We start from the raw sequence: 15,698 nt of genomic DNA, 5'->3' as shown, positions 1-15,698 counted from the left end.
GGCTTTTTAGCCAACAAAGCAATCTACAGGAAGGTTAACTGGTTAATTGTTTGAAAATTAGTGATGTTCGGTAAAATAGATGTTGTTTATGTATTTAAAGTGTAGTCGTCACCCTGAACCGAGCCCTAGCGAGTTCACCGAAGGTAATTTATTTCAAGGTCTATTCTGCAAAAAGAAGATGCTGATCCCGAAAGTTAGGGACAGCATGACGATCGCGTGAGGAAAAGAGGCTAGAAATTAACGATTATCAATGAACCTTCAGAATCCGGACTTAGGACTGCGGACGCTCAACTATGCACTAATGAACCAATGAACTATTGAACTAAAACTACCCCTGGCTTGCCAACAAATACAGCACGGCCATTCTTATTGCTACTCCGTTTTCTACCTGCTCTAAAATGATCGATTGTTTGCTATCGGCCACATCACTGGTAATCTCAACCCCTCTGTTTATGGGGCCAGGGTGCATTACAATAATTTCTTTATCGAGGTTATCTAAGATCTGTTTGTTTAAGCCGTACATCATAGCGTATTCCCTTAATGATGGGAAATATTTAATGTCTTGACGCTCCAGCTGGATGCGCAGCATGTTTGCTACATCGCACCAGTTCAAAGCTTTAATTAAGTTATGCTCAACTTTTACTCCAAGTTGGTGGATATGTTTTGGAATTAAAGTTGTTGGTCCGCAAACCATTACCTCGGCACCTAAACGCTGCAGGCAAAGGATGTTTGAGATCGCTACACGAGAGTGCAGGATATCGCCTACAATGACTACTTTTTTGCCCGCTACATCGCCCAGTTTCTGGCGGATAGAGAAGGCATCAAGTAAGGCCTGTGTTGGGTGTTCGTGCGCACCATCTCCCGCATTTACAATTTGGGCTTTAACGTGTTTACTTAAAAACTGACCTGCACCAGCATAAGGATGACGCATCACCACCATATCAACTTTCATCGATAAGATGTTGTTTACAGTATCGATCAGGGTTTCGCCTTTGCTTACCGATGATGATGAAGCTGCGAAATTCACCACATCGGCCGAAAGCCTTTTTTCGGCAAGTTCGAACGAAAGTTTGGTACGGGTAGAGTTTTCGAAGAAAATATTGGCAATCGTAATATCACGAAGTGAAGGAACCTTTTTTATAGGTCTGTTAATCACCTCCTTGAAATTATCTGCAGTTTCGAAAATCAATTCGATATCATTCCGGTTAATATCTTTAATGCCTAAAAGATGTCGGGTTGATAGTTTTTCTGCTGCCATTTTTATTTATTATTTTCGGATATTAAAATCACTTTGTCTTCACTTCCTTCACTCGCCCAGGTTACTTTTACCTGTTGTGAGTTTAAGCTATCTACCTGATGCCCAATGTAATCGGGTTCGATAGGTAAATGTCTGCTAAACCTGCGGTCTATTAAAACCAAAAGTTCAACTTTCTCTGGGCGGCCATAGGCAAGTAGGGCATCAAGCGCTGCCCTGATGGTTCTGCCGGTCCAAAGTACATCATCAATTAAGATTACTTTTTTGCCTTCAATAATAAAATCGATCGAGTTGCTGCTTGCGGTAACCAATCCGTCTTTACGGCGGAAATCATCTCTAAAGAAAGTAATATCAAGGTTTCCCTTTAAAATTTTCTTGTTTTTTAGAATCTGTTCAAGATCCTGATGAATGCGATCTGCCAAAAAAATACCCCTCGGCTGGATGCCAATTAAAACGGTATTTGCGAAATCGTCATGGTTTTCAATTAATTGATGGCAGAGCCTCTTAATTGTAATCTGAATTTTTTGTCCGTCAAGAAGTGTTTTCTTTTGCATTGAAGAAGGATTGGGCAAATATATAAAAATGTTTTAAGGTAGGAAAGTTGAATTTGGATTGTTTTAGGGTCTGATGGCTAAATTGTTCTATTCCAATGTTTAAAAATCGATTTAATTGTTTTATGATGATTTGAAAAGCAAGCTCAGTTTTTTATCTTAAAGTTAGTCCGGCTGTACACTGTAGTCCCGGTTTTCAATCGGGAGCTGTCGTTTCCATCCGGTTTAGGTGGCCAGTTTTTGCTGCTATTAAAGGTTTAAAACCCACCGTGTCAACCTTTCTGGTCCAACGCTATTAGTTCCAGGATTTTATCATTAATCAATTTTGTAATCGTATTCTTTCCATTGCCGATTAACTTGCCATCAATCGAATCCACAGGAAAGGCATTTTTGGTAGAACTGCTGATAAAAGCTTCTTTGGCATGGTAAACTTCATTCAATGTAAAATCTCTTTCCACAAAGATATAGTTTGGAATATCGAGACTCAAAATTTTACTTCTCGTAATACCTTTTAGGATTTCATCTTTTGCGGTGATAATTTCGTTTTCTGTAATGATGAAAAAATTCGCTCTTGGACATTCCCTTACCTTGCCGTTATTGTGGTAAAGCAGATCATCTGCACCGTTTTCCCTAACAAATTTTTGCAAACGGATGGCCTGTAAATAATCAATCGTTTTTACCTGCGGAATTTGCCTCTGGTGATTATAACTCACCAAGGCTAGTGCTTTGCTGCTTTCACTTTCGATAATGTTTAAAGGGATTTGTATAATGATCAGGTTGGGTTTTACCATGGTATAACCGTCGTCCGAAAAACCGCCTGTTAAAATAATCTTAATGCCCGAATTCGGGATGTTGTTTTTATTGATCAGTTTAAGGATGGCCTCATGTAATTGTTCCCTGTTGAGTTCAATTTCCAAATGCATTTCTCTGGCGGAGTTGTAGAAACGGTTGAAATAATCCTGGATGAAAATGGGTCTATTGTTGATTGTTTTTAAGAAATCGAAAATCCCATAACCTCTTTGGATGGATAGGTCAGCTACCGAAATATTGGCGTCTTCCTGTAAAAACAGTTCATTATTGATTGAAATATACATGCTTGTTAAGCTTTATTAACCAAAAGCTAATGTACAGGAATATCTTTTTTATCGCCAGTAAAGCGATTAAATAAATTGGAATAATACATAACACTGATTTTTATTGCTGCTGTAATGGCTAACTTTATGCTATGACCCAACCAGTAATTTTCTTCGATGGCGTTTGTAATCTTTGCAATGCATCGGTTCAGTTTGTTATTGCGCACGATAAAAAAGATCAGTTCAAATTTACTGCACTACAAGGCGATTACGCCAAAGAAACTCTACCGAAATTTAATGCTGATTCAGAAAAGTTGAATACCATTTTATTGCTGGAGGATGGAAAACTCTATACTAAATCTTCAGCGGCATTGCGTGTGGCCCGAAAACTTAATGGATTGATTCCACTTCTTTATGTCTTTTTCCTGGTTCCGAAATTTATCCGCGATTGGGTTTACGATATTATTGCCAGAAACCGTTACAGATGGTGGGGCAGGCAGGAGAGTTGCTGGGTACCAACACCCGATTTGAAAAATAAGTTTATAGCTTAATTTTGTTGGCTATTTTTCTTTCTTCCAGGCGACCAAAGCCAAAGCGTTAAAATAATCAATGGTACTGTAATACTTAGAGCAATTACAATCATGATGGCTTTTTGCTTAACCATGTCTGCCTCAGTAGAAGTAAATACATATACCGTTTCTTTGATAGCAAATAAGGTAATGATGGTAGAAAAGACGGCAAATAGTTTACGCATGATATAATTTTGAGACAAAGATTGCATTTATTTTCAAAATAGAACAATCTGAATAGGCTGTAATTAAAAAAGTCAGCCGGATTGCTCCAAACTGACCTCTGTTTAAACCAAATAAACAACAATTACTCTGCAGTTTTTACAGGAGTTAAGTTCTTCAATTCTTCTTCGGAGAATAGGCGGTAATGAATTTTAAATGTTTTTTGAAGCGGGGTTTCTAAAGAAAAGCCTCCTACACCAAATCCATCAAGCACATCTAAAGTAAAGTGCGAGAATTTCCAATATTCAAACAGGTCTCTGTCTACCCAAAACTCACAGCCTTCTACTTCACCCAAACAAACATCGCGCATTCGCAGGTAATAACCTCCCTTTTCAAAACATTGGGGCTGCGTGCCCTCGCAACATCCACCAGCCTGGTAAAACATCAGTTCTCGGTGTTTTTCTTTAAGTATTGCAATCAGCTCTTTTGCTTTTTCTGTACTGTCTATACGCTTGATCATGATCTGTTTTTTAGGTTGAAATGGATCTTTTAGAAAGAATATAGAGCCAGATTAAACTCAAATTGTCACATTGAGCCTGTCGAAATGCTTTGCAAGGTGATTCAATTTACTCCTTCGACAGGCTCAGGATGACAATTCTATATTTAGAATACAGCCTCTTATTCAAACTGACTAAAAGAAACCTAATTTATTTTTATCGTAAGAAATGAGCATGTTTTTGGTTTGACGGTAGTGACCTAACATCATTTTATGGTTTTCTCTGCCCACACCTGATTGTTTGTAGCCGCCAAAAGGAGCACCAGCAGGGTAGGCGTGGTATTGGTTAACCCAAACACGGCCAGCCTGAATGGCTCGAGGTACCTGATAAAGCTCGTGCGCATCGCGTGTCCATACACCAGCACCTAAACCATACAAAGTGTCATTTGCAATTTCAATGGCTTCTTCAACTGTTTTAAATGTAGTAACGGCTAATACCGGGCCGAAAATTTCTTCCTGGAAAATCCTCATTTTGTTATGCCCCTTAAAGATGGTTGGTTTGATGTAATAGCCACCGCCCAATTCGCCAGGTAATTCATTAATTTCTCCCCCAGTCAAAACTTCTGCACCTTCTTCTTTTCCTAACTTAATGTAAGCGGCAATTTTTTCGAATTGTATTTTAGAGGCCTGAGCACCCATCATCACGGTTCTATCCAACGGACTACCTATTTTTATTGCTTTGGTTCGCTCGATTACCTTTGCAATAAATTTTTCGTAAATATCCTCCTGGATCAATAAACGAGATGGGCAGGTACAAATTTCGCCTTGGTTTAATGCAAACATTACAGCCCCTTCTACTGCTTTATCTAAAAAGGCGTCATCTTCGGCCATTACCGAACTGAAAAATATATTTGGCGATTTTCCACCAAGTTCGAGTGTAACCGGGATGATATTTTCGGTTGCATATTGCATTACCAATCTACCTGTAGGGGTAGAGCCCGTAAATGCCGCTTTCGAAACTTTAGGATTGGTCACTAAGGCACGTCCAAGTTCAGCGCCAAAACCATTTACCACATTTACTACTCCTGGCGGCAATAAATCGCCAATTAATTCCATTAAAACCATAATCGAAACTGGGGTGCTTTCTGCTGGTTTTAAAACCACACAGTTGCCGGCAGCAAGAGCAGGAGCAAGTTTCCAGATGCCCATTAAAAGCGGAAAATTCCACGGAATAATCTGTGCCACTACACCAATTGGCTCATGTACGATTAATGAAACTGTATTTTGATCAAGCTCTGATAATGAACCTTCTTCGGCACGGATTACGCCTGCGAAATACCTGAAATGGTCTACACCCAAGGGTAAATCGGCCGCTAAGGTTTCTCTAACTGCTTTGCCATTATCGATGGTTTCAACCGCTGCGAGATACTCGAGGTTGTCTTCCATCCGTTGTGCAATTTTGTTCAATATGATGCTTCTTTCGGTAGAAGAGGTTTTGCTCCAGGTTTTAAATGCTTCGTGGGCAGCATCAACGGCTAATTCTAAATCTTCTTTTGTGGAGTGTGCTGCTTTAGTAAAAACTTTACCATCAATCGGTGAAATATTATCGAAGTAAGCGCCTTTAACAGGAGCTACAAATTTCCCCCCGATATAGTTATCATATTGAGGTTTGAATGATGGTTTCTCAATTAAATTTTCCATAATTATTATTGATTATTAAATTCTTAAAAACCATCATGAGCAGTTTAGGTATAGGATTTTAAAGCGATTGCTCATCATGATTTTTACGGTTATAAGATTTGGTTAATACAAACCTAATTGCAAAGCGAATGGAGCAGATAGTACAATCGGATCAATCGGTAGCACAATTATTTCAGCTTATGTAACCATATTGAAACGCTAAACGATCTTAGTGCCTAGCCAGTGAAGATTGAGGACTGTGTAACTATAATAGGTATTTTGGAGGTGAGGTATAAACAGATGAAATAGTTATATTTGATTTATAGCAAATATTTCTAACCAAATTATTTCGGTTTATGCAACATACATTAGATCAGGTAAAGCTCAGTGCTTCGGAATCGTTGCAAACTTTGGTAGAGAACAGAACCTCCTATACCTTAGAGCGATGTGAATTAAATGTTTTTGAAACCTATACCGAATCTTATAAAGTTCCGCTTACTTTCAACGATTTTGTAATTACGAGCATGTTGAGGGGCAAAAAAGTAATGCATTTATTTGATAAGAAAGGCTTTGATTATTTTCCTGGTCAAACCGTTATTGTTCCGCCGGCCGTTACCATGGAAATTGATTTTCCGGAGGCGACTAACCTTAATCCTACACAGTGTATTGCCCTGGCGATCGATCAGGAGCAGATCCAAAAAACAATTGCTTATTTGAACGAGTTTTTTCCAAAGGAAGGAAGCAATGAAAAATGGCTGCTGAATTACGATGAATACCATTTTTATAACAATGAAGAGATTGCCTATCTCATTAATAAAGTGATCAGGATCTGCTCAGAACGAACAAAAGAAAAAGATGTTTTAGCGGATTTAACACTGAAAGAACTGTTGGTGCGCATTATGCAGACCCAAAATCTTAAAACCATTAGCGATGATGGTTATAACCTCAATCAAAATCCCTTAGCTTTTGTGCTGAACTATATTAAATCAAACCTCAATGAAAAGATCAGCATCAATAGCCTGAGCGATAAGGCCTGCATGAGCAAAGCCACATTTTACCGGTTGTTTAAGCGCGAGCTTGGTATCAGTCCAAATGATTTTATTCTAACCGAAAAGATTAACAAAGCCAAGCTTTTACTTGCCCAGCCTGGGGCGAAGGTAGCCTCAATAAGTTACGAGCTCGGCTTTAGTGATGCCAATTACTTTATTAGGGCATTTAAAAAGAATGTCGGGATTACACCAGGTGCATATCAATTGCAGGTGGCAAATCAGTTAATCCATTAAACCGTTTATCTTTTCGTTAAGTTCTTTTAAAGGCTTTGCAAATATGCTGTCGTTCATCTTTTTTCCGATGTAGATAAATGGTATGCCAACCAGGATAAACAATACCATTTGAATGAAAAAATGAGGTAAACTGAATACTTTTTCAAAAGTTTCATGTATGTATAGTTTATAAGCTAACCAGCCAGTTGGTCCGGCAAGAGGTAAAAATATATATCCATAAATGGTTTCGCCTCTTAAAATCCTTTTAATAGCTTTCAAATTATCGCTAAGTACTTGTCTGGTATTCGCGTTATAATCTATACCGGTTTTTATTTTCCTGAAACTGTTAACCCCTAAAGCCCTTGAAATTTCATAAGTGATAAACACAAAAAGCAAGAGGAATTTTAAATCTCCTTTTATAAAAAAGGCCATAGCCAAAATGGGTAAATCGATGATTCTGATCCACCTTAATTTCCATTTTAGCTTAAATAGTAAATCTTGCAGAAGGCTGTGCGATTTTTCATCAATGGTGATATTCGAGATATCTATTTTGTCTACCCTTGAGTTAAATTCTCCACTCAAATTTTGCCATTCTTGTTCTAAATTCATTTTATTTACGGGTTAGCAGTATGCTTAATTGTTGTTTAATCCGATGTAACTTAACATTGGTGTTGTTTCGGGACATACCTGTCATTTCGCTTATTTCGGTATTATCGAAACCATCAAGATGGAGCATAATTATACTTCGGTCGATTTCGGTTAGTTGCTTGATACAGCGATATAGCCAATCGGCCCGTTCTGATAATTCGGGCGGTTCGAAGTAATGATCAAATTGCCCCCGGTCCTTAACCTGGCTATGCTTTTTCTGTTTGCTCAGAAATGAAAGCGATACATTTAAACTAAGCTTGTAAAGCCAGGTAGAAAATTTAGCATCACCCTTAAACCTGGCATAAGCACTCCAGCTTTGAAAAACAATTTCCTGATGCAAATCTTTGCGGTCCTCTTCATCATCGGCATAAAGATTTACCATTTTATAGATAATGCCTTTATGTGCTTCCAGTTTGTCGAGATAAGATTTTTCAATCATATATTATGGCTTATCTGCCTTTCGATAATTGATTCGCTTTGAATACCTTCTGGTATTGATAAATTCCGATGATTAATGAGATCAGGGCCACTGTTAATAAGAAATACTTGGTATAACCTTGAACGCCTGTTGTATTGGCTACAATGCTTAAAAATGCAGCGATACCTAATTTTGAATTGTTGTTTTCCATTGCTATTTTAATTGATTTGAACAGTTAGTAAGCAGCAGAGCGGAAAAATTACAACAATCGGAAATTAATTTTCTAAGTACCTTTTAGAATAAGTAATCCCCATTAAATCGTAGCGTTTAAACTGTGTTTTTAGCCTTTTTTGAAAATCTGAATAATTCCGTTTTTCTTTCGGACTCCACAAAACTTCGCTCAAAGCATCTAGCCGTGGGAAAAGCAGATATTGTACTTTTGCCGGATTGGTAATGTACTCACTCCATAAACAGCCCTGTGCGCCCCAAATGTATTTAGCCTGTTCGGCACTTAATTCAGCCGGTATGGGTTCATAATTGTAAACATTAATTAAAGGCGAAAATTTGTTTGCTGTTAAACTGTCTTCTTTTACAAATTGACCATGATTGAAATACATCTTGTCTTCAGGTGTCATAATGGCCTTGTGGTTTTGTTTAGCCGCTTCAATGCCGCCTTTTTCTCCCTGCCAGCTCATTACAACTGCATTTGGTGCCAAACCACCCTGTAAAATTTCGTTCCAGCCGATAATGGTTTTGCCTCTGCTGTTTACAAATTTCTCCATCCTGCGGATGAAATAGCTTTGTAGTTCGCTTTCTGTTTTTAAACCATTGTCTTTCATGATCTGCTGCGAAACAGCAGATTGTTTCCACCACACTTTAGAGGCTTCATCGCCGCCAATGTGAATGTATTGCGAGGGGAACAAAGTCATTACCTCAGTTAATACATTTTCCATAAATTTGAAAGTTGTATCAGAAGCCTGAAGTACATTGTTGTATTTGTTCATCATTCCCCAGGTTTGTGCAACTTCATATTTTTTGCCCGGCTCCGTGCCTAATTCTGGGTATGCAGCCAATAAGGCCATGCTATGGGCAGGCATTTCAATTTCAGGAATAATGGTAATGTAACGTTTAGCAGCATAATCAACCACATCTTTAATCTGTTCTTGCGTGTAATAACCACCGTGACGGATACTGTCGGTTTTAATAACAGCATCTTTTGGTGTAATTTTTACTTCTGCTGGCAATACCTGATATTTTATACGCTCGTTTCCTTGTCCGGGCCATAAGCCAATGATGCTCCCATTTCTCCATGCTCCAATTTCCGTAAGCTTAGGATATTTTTTAATCTCTATTCTCCAGCCATGGTCATCAGTTAAATGCCAATGGAAATAATTCATTTTATGAAGCGCTAAATAATCGATGTACTGTTTTACAAAAGCAACATCAAAAAAATGGCGGCTTACATCCAGATGCATGCCTCGATAATCGAAGCGGGGGTAATCGGTGATTTCAACAGCAGGTATTATCAATCTTCCTAATGAATCTTTTTCTTGGGGTAGCAACTGAATTATTGTTTGAATGGCATAAAACAAGCCTTGTGCTGTTGACGAGGCCGAGACTAATGCTTTTGGTAAGACAGAAAGAAAATATTCATTAGGATTTTTATATTGGCTTTTTCTAAGATTTAAACTAATTGAATTTGTTTGCGCTTCGCTAAGGGTTATTTTTAAATCTATTTGATAATATTTTAGTAGATAATTTTTTAAAAAATGTGCAGAATTTAAAATGGAAGAATCATTTATTGAAATAACTGTGTATTTATCGATCGCAAATGCTTCATTAGGAAAGTTGCTTGTTCTAATTTCTACAGGTTGAGGGATGATATTTACTTCCTGTGCCGAAAGTTTGAAGGAAATAACTGTTAAAAACAAAAGGATAATTTTTCTCATGCTGAAAAGGGTAGGTTACTTTTTCAAAAGTAATAATTATAGGTGGTTGAAAGGAAAAGGTTTGGCAGGACGAATTACTTTGTTACATAAATCCGATAGGATGAATGCCGTTTTTCACGGCAGAAAGCATAGCGGGGCAGGAGTTACCGATGAGCTGTTGCTTTCGTTTTCTAATTATAATTGACTATACAAGGCATTTAAGAAAATATAAGCCTCTTTCTTTTTCTTAATTGCACTAATAAGATTGCTTCGGCTCGCTCGATCCAAGCCTCGCAATGACGATTCATGGGAGGAAGTCCGTGCGCTCTGTGTTTCCGTGGCAAAAAAATAATCAAAAAAAAATCCCGATAACTTTCGCTATCGGGATTAATATGATCAGTTAAAAAGAACTAGCCTTTTTTAGCTTTGCTTTCTTCGCCTTCTAATTGCGATTTCAATTGAGCCAATACGTCTAAGTCTCCTAAAGTAGATTTCTCTACAGAATCTTTAACTTTTTTAACCGCAGTTACAGCAGCTTTAGCTTCTTTTTTCTTAGTTGCTCTTTCTTCAGCAACAGCTTCAGCTTTAACCTCTTCCCAGATACGGGCGTGAGATACTACGATACGTTTTGCTTCTTTGTTGAATTCTATGATTTTGAAGTCATTGGTTTCTTCAGCTTTAACTGAAGTACCATCTTCTTTAACCATGTGTTTAGTTGGTACGAAACCTTCTACACCATATGGTAAAGCAATAACAGCACCTTTATCAGTTACTTTAACAACTGTACCCTGGTGAACCGAATCTAAAGTGAAGATCGTTTCGAAAGTATCCCAAGGGTTTTCTTCCAATTGTTTGTGACCTAAGCTTAATTTACGGTTATCAACATCAAGTTCTAAAACAACAACATCTAATACATCACCAACTTTAGTGAATTCGTTAGGGTGGTTTACTTTTTTAGACCAAGATAAATCAGAGATGTGGATTAAACCATCAATACCTTCTTCGATTTCAACAAAAACACCGAAGTTAGTCATGTTTTTAACAGTTGCTTTGTGCTTGCTTCCAACTGGGAATTTAGCAGCAACTTCTTGCCATGGATCGTTAGATAATTGTTTAATACCTAAGCTCATTTTGCGCTCGTCTCTGTCTAAAGTTAAAACTTCAGCTTCGATCTCATCACCAACTTTTAAGAATTCTTGTGGATTTCTTAAGTTTTGTGACCAGCTCATTTCAGAAACGTGGATTAAACCTTCAACACCTGGGATGATTTCTAAGAAAGCACCGTAATCTGCAACAGTTACGATTTTTCCTTTTACTTTAGAACCAACTTGGATGTCGGTACTTAAGTTCTCCCAAGGGTGTGGAGTTAATTGTTTTAAACCTAAAGCGATACGTTTTTTCTCATCATCGAAATCTAAAACAACCACGTTGATTTTTTCATCTAATGATAATACTTCTTTTGGATGCTCTATGCGGCCCCAAGAAATATCAGTAATGTGAAGTAAACCATCAACACCACCTAAATCGATGAACACACCGAAATCAGTAATGTTTTTAACAGTACCTTCCAATACCTGACCTTTTTCTAATTTAGAAACGATCTCTACTTTTTGGCTTTCTAAATCGTCTTCAATTAACACTTTATGAGAAACGACTACGTTTTTAAACTCATGGTTAATTTTAACAACTTTGAATTCCATTGTTTTACCCACGTATACATCGTAATCGCGGATTGGTTTAATATCAATTTGAGATCCTGGTAAGAAAGCTTCAACGCCCATGATATCAACAATTAAACCACCTTTGGTACGGCTCTTAACGAAACCGTTGATGATTCTATCATTTTCAAGAGCCTCGTTAATTGCTTCCCATGATCTTTGGGTTTTTGCTCTTTTGCGAGAAAGGATCAATTGACCGTTAGCATCTTCTGGTGCTTCAACGAAAACGTCAACTGAATCGCCGATTTTTAGATCTGGTGTATCACGGAATTCTGAAGTAGAAACTAAACCGTCTGATTTGAAACCTACGTTTAATACTACATCTTTGTTGTTGATTGAAACAACGATACCGCTGATGATTTCACCTTTAGTGATCTGATTGAATGTTCCAGCATACATATCTTCAAACTTTTTACGGTCTGCGTCATTGTAATTACCGAAAACTTTTTCATCTGCATCCCAATCGAAATCTTCCGATGGTGTAGCCAATGATGATTTGATCGATTCGATCGAAACTGAATCAGCTTCTGATTCAATAGTTTCTTTTTCAGTTAGGCGTCCGCCTTCTCCCTGAAGTTCAGCTGTTTTAGCTGCTAATTCTTTTTCTGCTACTTGTTTTTTAGCCATTAATTAATTATCTCCTTTTTCCCCTATTTAGGGACTGCAAAGGTAAAAATATTTTAATTAATAGAAAAGATTTTTTTAATAAATCTTGCTGATTTTTAGCTGATTATAATATATCGGTCCGTCATCCTGAATTTATTTCAGGATCTAAATGCAGAGCGCTATAGGTTTATGGATTGATTTTTCATCAGGATTTGAAAATGAGCGTCCCGTATTTCATCGTAAGCAGCAGTCCTGCTATCGCTTATAGTCCTCGCTACGCTCCGGGCTATTCCGCTCTATCAGGTTTAAAAATAAGGGGTTGTACACAATGCTCACCAAACGTTCCTAGGAAATGATTTATTAAGTTAAGGTGAAAATAAAAAAATATTGTCATCCTGAGCCTGTCGAAGGACAATCTCATATCTTTTCAGGAAATGACCTTATAATGTATATCATTCCGAAAATAACGAGAAATGCGATCCAAATAAATTGGCTATAATAATTTGCCATTGTTGGTCCGTTTCCGTTTGGGTCTTTCAACGAATGCGTTTTGTCTTTAATTCCGAAGAAATATATTGTATATGCAATTAAAAGCGCGCAGCTGCCCAAAGAAAGGTATTCAAAATTCATTTTAATAAAATTAACCTATTTCTTCGTAAACGTTCCCCTCGTAAAACCTTCACCAATTAATGTTTGATTATCTCTGATTAATAACATTATTGTATTCTGCTGATCGTAAAGTTTGATCATGTCGCCTTCAATGACGTATTTCGAGGTGAAAATAGAATCAGTATAGGCATCGGTAACGGTTACCGAATCTTTCGATTTAAAATTAAAGGTTTTGTACTGTATATCCTCATTGCTTGCAAAGGTGCCTGTTACCACTTTTGCCTGTATAAAAGTAATGTAGCAGAAATAGCCAATTACCAAGATCACAACAACAGAAAAACCGATCAAAAATTTATTGCCACTAGCATATTTAATCGAAAAATATAATATGGCAATGAGTATTAGGGCCACAACCACAAAAAAGATGATGTTCGTATAATCTTTGTTTTCTTGAGGTACCGATGCGGCAATGCTTGTTTTTTCGGCTGCTGCTTTTACGGGAGAAATCCTGACCAAAAATTCTTTACTCACCCATCCTTCGCCATTTGTAACCTTAATTTTATAGAAACTTGTATTTGATGAGTCGATCACGGCAACATTTTCATTTTTAGGCAGGTATCCCACAATTTTGCTTTTCGGGTCAGCTTGTTGCCTAACCCGTAAATCGTCGGCAGTTACCCGATACATGTCGGCGCCTGCTGCTGTTTGAGGGGTAGCAGCGGGCTGTGCCGTATTTGCCTGAGGAGTTGCTGGTTTAACAGCAGGAGCAATTTTTTCGATGAAATCTTTGCTTACCCAGCCTTCGCGGTTTTTAAATTTTACTTTGTAAAATTTCGCATTATTGGCATCTAAAACCGTAATGTTTTCATTTTGAGCAATATTTCCAATAACCTTACTTTTCGGATCGCTGCTTTCCCTTACACGCAATTTGTCTGCCTTAACACGATACGTTTCTTGTGCATTTAAACGGTTAGTAAAAATAAAAAGAGCGATTAGGAGGAAGAAAATTCTAGTCATAAGTATAGGATTCTGCGAAACAGTTTTAATGGGTAATTGCCAACACGCTATAAGCAAACACCGTGCTAAGTGTTTCAAAATTAGAAAATACTTTTAATAGGCGAGGATAAGATTGAAAAAAGGTGCTGCTCCTTTCCTTAAAAATCTTCTTTCAGCAAGGTTAAGCATCTTATAAAACAGATAAGCGAAACTACCAGCTTCCACCAGTGCCACCACCGCTGCTGCTACCACCGCCCCAGCTACTGCTTGATGACGAAGAGGATGAGCTGCTGCTTGATGAAGAGGAACTTGATGACGAACTCGATTCGACCAACATGGCCAATGTAATCCACTTTATAAATTCTGTTTTTTTACAAAAACTGCATTCATTTATTAGTTTTGCTTGCCCTTCGTGACTATAAGTGGCCTGTTTAACTGTAACGCGTTCATTCAGTTTGTATGTCCTAAAATCGCATTCGGGGCATTCGGTATAACTATTGTATTTTTCTGCAGGCCATGCTTTAATAATATGTTCTTTATGGTCTGTGCTTTCCCAGATATCATAGTCATAAGCTAAAACAACTTCCTCTTTACGTTGACCTGCAGTTAAAAATGGTTTCCCTTCTATATTGATATCGCGATCTACTCTGATCATCGGGTTATTTTTACTATCCAAAACTGGCTTGAAACGATCAATCGTTTTAACGCGCTTGATGAGGTGGAGTATAATTGCAATTAAAATTATAGGAGAGAAAAGAACTAACCACCAGTTCTTTTTGTGGAAAGCCACAACGGCATCAAAGAAATTTTTATCATCCTGGTGTGCTTTTCTTAATGCCGACAAATAGAAAAGGTAACGAAAGAAAAGCAATATGGCTAGTATAGAAAAAAGAATATAAGGGATATGTGCTAATTTTATCTTTTCGAACAGCTCAAAAGCACCAGTAAAAACAAAAATAAAAATAGAAACAAACACAATAAAAAAAGCCACTCCACAGCCTTTAGCTATTGTGGCATCATAACTATTTTTATTCTTGTCAAAGCCTTTTGGGTTTAAACCATTTTTGGCTTGCCTGTTCACAATTTTGAACACCCCGAAAAATGTCAGTAAGATAATTCCTGTAGGAAGCCAAAAATTTTCGAGCGAACTGTTGCTTTCGTGTTGGGTGAAAAACTGATTGAGCTCTGATTTATGTTCAGGGTTTAAAATAATTACACCAATGGCATTAATGGTATTCGTTATCCCGGTGCTGAAATCATTTTGCCTGAAAGCTGGCAGGAGATTCTGCTCGGCAATATGTTTAAGCTTTACATCTGGCAATACACCTTCAATTCCCGTTCCGGTAATGAACCGGTACTTTCGCCGGTCTTTTGAGATAAATAACAATAAACCATTATTGCTGGTTTTTGAACCAATTCCCCAGTTGTTAAAAAGCTCAAATGCAAAATCGAAATCTTCTTTATCATGGTCGAAATCGTTAACAATCACCACTGCTACCTGAACATTGGTTTCATGTTCAAACTGGGCAATGGTATTATTTAAACCCGAAACCGCACTACTCCCCAAAATGCCGTCAGGATCGCTTACATAACCTCCGCCATTGTTTTTTGGGTCTGGAATATCTTTTACTTTGTAAGCAGTTTGCCCAAAAGTAATATGGGCAACTAAAAGAAAGAATAGTAGGGCAATGGGTTTAAACAAACGGGTATTGAGCATCGTATAAATT

15 protein-coding genes are annotated in these 15,698 nt (G+C 37.7%); 2 read left to right on the top strand and 13 right to left on the bottom strand.

Features of this window, described 5'->3' with window-relative positions; genetic code table 11:
• Positions 1 to 328 precede the first annotated feature (328 nt).
• The 3 genes from ASU31_RS18055 to ASU31_RS18045 form a co-directional block, all read right to left on the bottom strand.
• Positions 329 to 1,258 (bottom strand): aspartate carbamoyltransferase catalytic subunit, encoded by a 930-nt coding sequence (locus ASU31_RS18055; RefSeq protein ID WP_057933671.1) that lies wholly within the window; start codon positions 1,256 to 1,258, stop codon positions 329 to 331.
• A gap of 2 nt (positions 1,259 to 1,260) precedes the next feature.
• Positions 1,261 to 1,809 carry a bifunctional pyr operon transcriptional regulator/uracil phosphoribosyltransferase PyrR gene (gene pyrR, locus ASU31_RS18050; protein ID WP_057933670.1) on the bottom strand — a complete coding sequence of 183 codons (549 nt, stop codon included), beginning with the start codon at positions 1,807 to 1,809 and terminating at the stop codon, positions 1,261 to 1,263.
• Positions 1,810 to 2,078: 269 nt separating this feature from the next.
• Positions 2,079 to 2,900, bottom strand: coding sequence for an aminotransferase class IV (locus ASU31_RS18045; protein WP_057933669.1), 822 nt, complete (start codon positions 2,898 to 2,900; stop codon positions 2,079 to 2,081).
• 131 nt (positions 2,901 to 3,031) lie between these two features.
• Between ASU31_RS18045 and ASU31_RS18040 the strand changes: the two genes are divergently transcribed.
• Positions 3,032 to 3,430 carry a thiol-disulfide oxidoreductase DCC family protein gene (locus tag ASU31_RS18040; RefSeq protein WP_057933668.1) on the top strand — a complete coding sequence of 133 codons (399 nt, stop codon included), beginning with the start codon at positions 3,032 to 3,034 and terminating at the stop codon, positions 3,428 to 3,430.
• Here the strand turns inward: ASU31_RS18040 and ASU31_RS18035 are convergent.
• The 3 genes from ASU31_RS18035 to ASU31_RS18025 all read right to left on the bottom strand — a co-directional run bounded on the left by ASU31_RS18035 (position 3,427) and on the right by ASU31_RS18025 (position 5,807).
• Positions 3,427 to 3,633, bottom strand: a complete 207-nt coding sequence (locus tag ASU31_RS18035) for a hypothetical protein (RefSeq protein ID WP_057933667.1) — start codon at positions 3,631 to 3,633, stop codon at positions 3,427 to 3,429. The two genes, ASU31_RS18040 and ASU31_RS18035, sit on opposite strands and share 4 nt — an antisense overlap.
• Before the next feature lie 122 nt (positions 3,634 to 3,755).
• Positions 3,756 to 4,130, bottom strand: coding sequence for a DUF779 domain-containing protein (locus ASU31_RS18030; RefSeq protein WP_057933666.1), 375 nt, complete (start codon positions 4,128 to 4,130; stop codon positions 3,756 to 3,758).
• Positions 4,131 to 4,301: 171 nt separating this feature from the next.
• The gene (locus tag ASU31_RS18025) at positions 4,302 to 5,807 is read right to left on the bottom strand and encodes an aldehyde dehydrogenase family protein (protein WP_057933665.1); all 1,506 of its coding nucleotides are present in this window, start codon (positions 5,805 to 5,807) and stop codon (positions 4,302 to 4,304) included.
• Positions 5,808 to 6,142: 335 nt separating this feature from the next.
• Here ASU31_RS18025 and ASU31_RS18020 point away from each other — a divergent pair, with 335 nt between their 5' ends.
• A complete protein-coding gene (locus ASU31_RS18020) occupies positions 6,143 to 7,069 on the top strand; it encodes an AraC family transcriptional regulator (protein WP_057933664.1) in 927 nt (308 codons plus the stop codon).
• Here ASU31_RS18020 and ASU31_RS18015 read toward each other — a convergent pair.
• From ASU31_RS18015 to ASU31_RS17975, 7 genes are all read right to left on the bottom strand, one after another.
• On the bottom strand, positions 7,058 to 7,657 hold the full coding sequence (locus tag ASU31_RS18015; protein ID WP_057933663.1) for a hypothetical protein: 600 nt from the start codon (positions 7,655 to 7,657) through the stop codon (positions 7,058 to 7,060). The two genes, ASU31_RS18020 and ASU31_RS18015, sit on opposite strands and share 12 nt — an antisense overlap.
• 1 nt (position 7,658) lies before the next feature.
• Positions 7,659 to 8,135 (bottom strand): RNA polymerase sigma factor, encoded by a 477-nt coding sequence (locus ASU31_RS18010; protein WP_057933662.1) that lies wholly within the window; start codon positions 8,133 to 8,135, stop codon positions 7,659 to 7,661.
• A 10-nt stretch (positions 8,136 to 8,145) separates the two neighbouring features.
• Positions 8,146 to 8,325, bottom strand: coding sequence for a hypothetical protein (locus ASU31_RS18005; protein WP_057933661.1), 180 nt, complete (start codon positions 8,323 to 8,325; stop codon positions 8,146 to 8,148).
• 64 nt (positions 8,326 to 8,389) lie between these two features.
• Entirely contained in the window at positions 8,390 to 10,063 is a 1,674-nt protein-coding gene (locus tag ASU31_RS18000) for a beta-N-acetylhexosaminidase (protein WP_057933660.1), read from the bottom strand.
• Between the two features lie 389 nt (positions 10,064 to 10,452).
• Positions 10,453 to 12,387, bottom strand: a complete 1,935-nt coding sequence (gene rpsA / locus ASU31_RS17990) for a 30S ribosomal protein S1 (RefSeq protein WP_057933658.1) — start codon at positions 12,385 to 12,387, stop codon at positions 10,453 to 10,455.
• Between the two features lie 624 nt (positions 12,388 to 13,011).
• The gene (locus ASU31_RS17980; RefSeq protein WP_057933656.1) at positions 13,012 to 13,992 is read right to left on the bottom strand and encodes an SH3 domain-containing protein; all 981 of its coding nucleotides are present in this window, start codon (positions 13,990 to 13,992) and stop codon (positions 13,012 to 13,014) included.
• A 190-nt stretch (positions 13,993 to 14,182) separates the two neighbouring features.
• Positions 14,183 to 15,688: a TPM domain-containing protein gene (locus ASU31_RS17975; protein WP_057933655.1), complete on the bottom strand. Its 1,506-nt coding sequence runs from the start codon at positions 15,686 to 15,688 to the stop codon at positions 14,183 to 14,185.
• Positions 15,689 to 15,698: the final 10 nt, after the last annotated feature.

Source organism: Pedobacter ginsenosidimutans, from assembly GCF_001442625.1.
GTDB lineage: Bacteria > Bacteroidota > Bacteroidia > Sphingobacteriales > Sphingobacteriaceae > Pedobacter > Pedobacter ginsenosidimutans.
The sequence above is the reverse complement of the archived record's forward strand: the minus strand, read 5'-3'. Positions and strand labels throughout refer to the sequence as shown.

Bases quoted from the DNA above. Each gene is read 5' to 3' on its own strand.
- ASU31_RS18055 (WP_057933671.1), bottom strand. From the start codon at position 1,258: ATGGCAGCAGAAAAACTATCAACCCGACATCTTTTAGGCATTAAAGAT.
- pyrR (WP_057933670.1), bottom strand. From the start codon at position 1,809: ATGCAAAAGAAAACACTTCTTGACGGACAAAAAATTCAGATTACAATT.
- ASU31_RS18045 (WP_057933669.1), bottom strand. From the start codon at position 2,900: ATGTATATTTCAATCAATAATGAACTGTTTTTACAGGAAGACGCCAAT.
- ASU31_RS18040 (WP_057933668.1), top strand. From the start codon at position 3,032: ATGACCCAACCAGTAATTTTCTTCGATGGCGTTTGTAATCTTTGCAAT.
- ASU31_RS18035 (WP_057933667.1), bottom strand. From the start codon at position 3,633: ATGCGTAAACTATTTGCCGTCTTTTCTACCATCATTACCTTATTTGCT.
- ASU31_RS18030 (WP_057933666.1), bottom strand. From the start codon at position 4,130: ATGATCAAGCGTATAGACAGTACAGAAAAAGCAAAAGAGCTGATTGCA.
- ASU31_RS18025 (WP_057933665.1), bottom strand. From the start codon at position 5,807: ATGGAAAATTTAATTGAGAAACCATCATTCAAACCTCAATATGATAAC.
- ASU31_RS18020 (WP_057933664.1), top strand. From the start codon at position 6,143: ATGCAACATACATTAGATCAGGTAAAGCTCAGTGCTTCGGAATCGTTG.
- ASU31_RS18015 (WP_057933663.1), bottom strand. From the start codon at position 7,657: ATGAATTTAGAACAAGAATGGCAAAATTTGAGTGGAGAATTTAACTCA.
- ASU31_RS18010 (WP_057933662.1), bottom strand. From the start codon at position 8,135: ATGATTGAAAAATCTTATCTCGACAAACTGGAAGCACATAAAGGCATT.
- ASU31_RS18005 (WP_057933661.1), bottom strand. From the start codon at position 8,325: ATGGAAAACAACAATTCAAAATTAGGTATCGCTGCATTTTTAAGCATT.
- ASU31_RS18000 (WP_057933660.1), bottom strand. From the start codon at position 10,063: ATGAGAAAAATTATCCTTTTGTTTTTAACAGTTATTTCCTTCAAACTT.
- rpsA (WP_057933658.1), bottom strand. From the start codon at position 12,387: ATGGCTAAAAAACAAGTAGCAGAAAAAGAATTAGCAGCTAAAACAGCT.
- ASU31_RS17980 (WP_057933656.1), bottom strand. From the start codon at position 13,992: ATGACTAGAATTTTCTTCCTCCTAATCGCTCTTTTTATTTTTACTAAC.
- ASU31_RS17975 (WP_057933655.1), bottom strand. From the start codon at position 15,688: ATGCTCAATACCCGTTTGTTTAAACCCATTGCCCTACTATTCTTTCTT.